Source organism: Chlamydiota bacterium (assembly GCA_016178055.1).
Taxonomy (GTDB): domain Bacteria; phylum Auribacterota; class JACPWU01; order JACPWU01; family JACPWU01; genus JACOUC01.
In genome coordinates this window covers 1-3,357 of sequence record JACOUC010000018.1, presented here as the reverse complement: position 1 = coordinate 3,357, position 3,357 = coordinate 1, and the positions used below count along the sequence as shown (strand labels likewise).

Sequence of the window (3,357 nt, the reverse complement as noted above, 5' to 3'; positions counted from 1 at the left end):
ATCATTCAAGAGGAGATTACAACAAAGGTTTGTCAGTTTAAAAAGAGGGTCTTGAAAGGATGAAAAGAAAAATTCCACGTTCTCTTCAGAGGGTGTTGTGGTCTTATGATATTCATAAGATGGATTTGGATACTTCACGAGCACATTCTGGGGTCAGGTCTTGAAATGTTAGTTTTTCAGGTTTAATGATGTCATCTTATTCTTTCAAGGGTTATCCTGTACTTCACGAGCACATTCTGGGGTCAGGTCTTGAAATGTTAGTTTTTCAGGTTTAATGATGTCATCTTATTCTTTCAAGGGTTATCCTGGATTTTGGTGAAGCGATTTATAAAAAGAATGTTATAATTATTTTTGTAGAATGAAATAGGGAGGTTTTGTGATGAATTATACTCAGTATTTTGTTCGTGATTTGGGTATATGTGGTGGAGAGCCTGTTTTTAAGGGGACCCGGGTCACCATTCGAACTGTCCTAGCTAGTTTTGCAGAAGGAGCAAGTATTGAAGAGATCTTGAGTGATTTCCCTACGCTTACGAAAGAAATGGTTCATGCTGTGATTGCCTTTGCTGCTGCTTCAACTGAAGAAGACTTGCCAAATTTAAGCATTCCAAATATTCGATGAAAATCAAATTAGATGAAAACCTGCCTTTTAGGTTAGTTCAAATGCTAGAAGATCTTGGGCATTCAGCGGATACTGTTCCACAAGAAGGTCTTTCTGGAAAGGATGACCTAGAAGTATGGAAAGAAGCGCAAAGGGTAGGAGCTTTTTTTATTACTCAGGACTTAGATTTTTCTGATGAGCGGCGTTTTTCACCAGGTACACATTTTGGAATTCTTCTTTTGCGTCTTCATGAACCAGGACGCAATGCTTTAGTTGAGCGAATAGAGGCCGTGTTTCGTACAGAAAAGGTAGAGAAATGGATGCATTGTTTTGTCATTGTAACAGAGCATAAAATACGTGTTCGGTATCCTCATGAAAGGTCCGCCTCCAAAGGTTTCTGATCATCTCAATGGGGTGGAAACGTACTGGGGTCAGGTCTTGAAATGTTAGTTTTTTAGGTTGAGTGATGTCATTCTTACTTTTTCCAGGGTTATCCTGGATTTTGGTGAAGCGATTAATAAAATAATGCTAAAATCATTCGCATAAAAATAAAAAGAGGTCTAAAGCTTTTGCTATACCAGGACTGTGTTTTGGATAGACACTACCTGTGATGGAGGGATATGTGGAAAGCTTAAAAAGTGAAAAGGGTGTTCATCGCCCCTATTTTCTTTGGGATTATGATTTGGGTGAGAGAGACATTAAAGAAATTTTAAGTTTGCCTGATCTTTCTGTTCAGAAAAGATGGCTGATGGCTCGGATTTTGACCCAGGCCCGTTTTGACGATGTATGGTCCTATTTAACTTTAGACCAGATTCGAGAGGCCCTTCCATCTTTGCGGCTTCCTTCAAACATACGCCGGCGTTGGGAATATGCTTTAGCGCGTTGGGATCAGCATGCCACCGACTAGAATTCTCACCCCGCTTCAAGAGACGTTCCTCTCTCGGATTTTTTTAGATCCCTGGTTCCGAGAAAATTTTTACTTAACAGGGGGAACCGCCCTTTCCGCATTCTATCTTTATCACCGCTATTCGGAGGATCTCGATTTTTTTAGCCATGGAACAGAATTAGATTCTATTCCTAAACTCATTCAGGATGTTAGCAAAGAGCTGAATAAAAAAGTGATCGAAGTGCAAAAAAGTCCTGGCTTCCTTCGCTTTTTAGTGGGGGATGAATTAAAGATTGATGTGGTTGCCGATGTTGGATTTCGTGTGGGAACGCCCATTTTTATTGATCAAATCAGAGTGGATACCCTAAAGAATATTGCTGTCAATAAGGTTTGCGCCATTTTGGGACGCTTAGACATTAAAGACTATGTGGATCTTTACATCATTTTTTCTCAAGGCGAATTTGATATTTTTGAACTTCTTAAGCAGGGGAAAGAAAAAGATCAGGGCCTGGATCCTTTTGTGTGGGCGTCTTTAGTTGCAGAAGTGGATAAATTTAATACCCTTCCTCGCTTGATCAAACCGGTGACGCTTGATCAAGTCAGTGTTTTTTTTCTGAGGCTTCGAGATCAGATTTTAGATTCGCTTAATCCAATCAGCTCTTAATGGAGATTTCTGTAGGGGTCGGATTTATCCGACCCGCGTTGGTTCGGGCTTGATAAATCAAGCCCCTACATTCATGAGAAGCCCCTACATTGAGGGGTCACATTCTAGGGTCAGGTCTTGAAATATTAGTTTTTTAGGTTGAATGATGTCATCTTATTCTTTCAAGGGTTGTCCTGGATTTTGGTGAAGCGATTTATAAAAAGAATGCTAGAATGATTCGCTAGAAAAACAGGGAGGTTTTTTTTATGGGTATAACACAAGTAACAGCCACTGTTCGTAATCCTTCAGATCCTAGCCGTTTTTGGGAAGGTCTTTTTCTTGTCGATACAGGATCGGTGGATTGCTTAGTGCCTGGAAGGTATTTAAAGCTGATAGGTCTTTTACCTGAGGGTCAAAGATCCTATGAGCTGGCTGATGGAACGGAAGTGAAATTGAAGTTAGGCTAAAATCGCTGTAGTCATGAAAAACTCATCTAAAAAAATAACTTCTTTCCATTTAGAAATTTTAGATGTCAAACGTCGCCAGATGTTGACTTCGTTAGCTTTTTTAAAAGATTCATTCCACTTTTATCTGGCTGGGGGGACAGCTTTAGCTTTGCAGCTTGGCCATAGAACCTCACTAGATTTTGACTTTTATTCCCAGGAAGAATTTTCTGAAAAACATCTCTTACCCCATTTTGATAAGTATTTCAGACGTCCCCAGTGGACTCTGATTCAAAGTGGTCAAGGGACATTAATTATAAACGTTCGGGAAATTGAATTAAGTTTTTTCTATTATGGCTATAACATGCTTCGGCCCTGTGTGGAGGTAGAGGGTGTTCTCCTGGCTTCTAAGGAGGATATTGCGGCGATGAAGTTGATTGCGATTATTCAAAAAGGGAACATGAGAGACTTTATCGATATGTATTTTCTTTTGAAGGAATTTTCATTGGAAAAAATTTTTGAATACACAAAGAAAAAATTTCCTTCTTTTAATATCTATCTTGGTTTGCGTGCCCTTGTCTATTTTGATGAGGCAGGAGAACCCAAAAACCAGAGATTTCAACTTCTGATGCCGATCTCTTGGGATATCATTCAAGAGGAGATTACAACAAAGGTTTGTCAGTTTAAAAAGAGGGTCTTGAAAGGATGAAAAGAAAAATTCCACGTTCTCTTCAGAGGGTGTTGTGGTCTTATGATATTCATAAGATGGATTTGGATACTTCACGAG

General features: G+C 39.4%; 6 protein-coding genes. All 6 read left to right on the top strand.

What is annotated here, in order from left to right; all coding sequences use genetic code 11:
- The first annotated feature begins 379 nt into the window (after positions 1-379).
- Positions 380-619, top strand: a complete 240-nt coding sequence (locus tag HYS07_02545) for a DUF433 domain-containing protein (GenBank protein MBI1870053.1) — start codon at positions 380-382, stop codon at positions 617-619.
- Positions 616-999: a DUF5615 family PIN-like protein gene (locus HYS07_02540; protein ID MBI1870052.1), complete on the top strand. Its 384-nt coding sequence runs from the start codon at positions 616-618 to the stop codon at positions 997-999. The genes HYS07_02545 and HYS07_02540 overlap by 4 nt, the downstream gene beginning before the upstream one ends.
- Positions 1,000-1,220: 221 nt before the next feature.
- A complete protein-coding gene (locus HYS07_02535) occupies positions 1,221-1,505 on the top strand; it encodes a hypothetical protein (protein MBI1870051.1) in 285 nt (94 codons plus the stop codon).
- A complete protein-coding gene (locus HYS07_02530; GenBank protein MBI1870050.1) occupies positions 1,492-2,148 on the top strand; it encodes a nucleotidyl transferase AbiEii/AbiGii toxin family protein in 657 nt (218 codons plus the stop codon). Before HYS07_02535 ends, HYS07_02530 begins: the two co-directional genes overlap by 14 nt.
- A gap of 245 nt (positions 2,149-2,393) precedes the next feature.
- On the top strand, positions 2,394-2,594 hold the full coding sequence (locus HYS07_02525) for a hypothetical protein (protein MBI1870049.1): 201 nt from the start codon (positions 2,394-2,396) through the stop codon (positions 2,592-2,594).
- 13 nt (positions 2,595-2,607) lie between these two features.
- On the top strand, positions 2,608-3,279 hold the full coding sequence (locus HYS07_02520) for a nucleotidyl transferase AbiEii/AbiGii toxin family protein (GenBank protein MBI1870048.1): 672 nt from the start codon (positions 2,608-2,610) through the stop codon (positions 3,277-3,279).
- Positions 3,280-3,357 lie beyond the last annotated feature (78 nt).

Excerpts from the sequence above, each read along its gene's own strand:
- HYS07_02520 (MBI1870048.1), top strand. The coding sequence starts at position 2,608 with ATGAAAAACTCATCTAAAAAAATAACTTCTTTCCATTTAGAAATTTTA.
- HYS07_02530 (MBI1870050.1), top strand. The coding sequence starts at position 1,492 with ATGCCACCGACTAGAATTCTCACCCCGCTTCAAGAGACGTTCCTCTCT.
- HYS07_02545 (MBI1870053.1), top strand. The coding sequence starts at position 380 with ATGAATTATACTCAGTATTTTGTTCGTGATTTGGGTATATGTGGTGGA.
- HYS07_02525 (MBI1870049.1), top strand. The coding sequence starts at position 2,394 with ATGGGTATAACACAAGTAACAGCCACTGTTCGTAATCCTTCAGATCCT.
- HYS07_02540 (MBI1870052.1), top strand. The coding sequence starts at position 616 with ATGAAAATCAAATTAGATGAAAACCTGCCTTTTAGGTTAGTTCAAATG.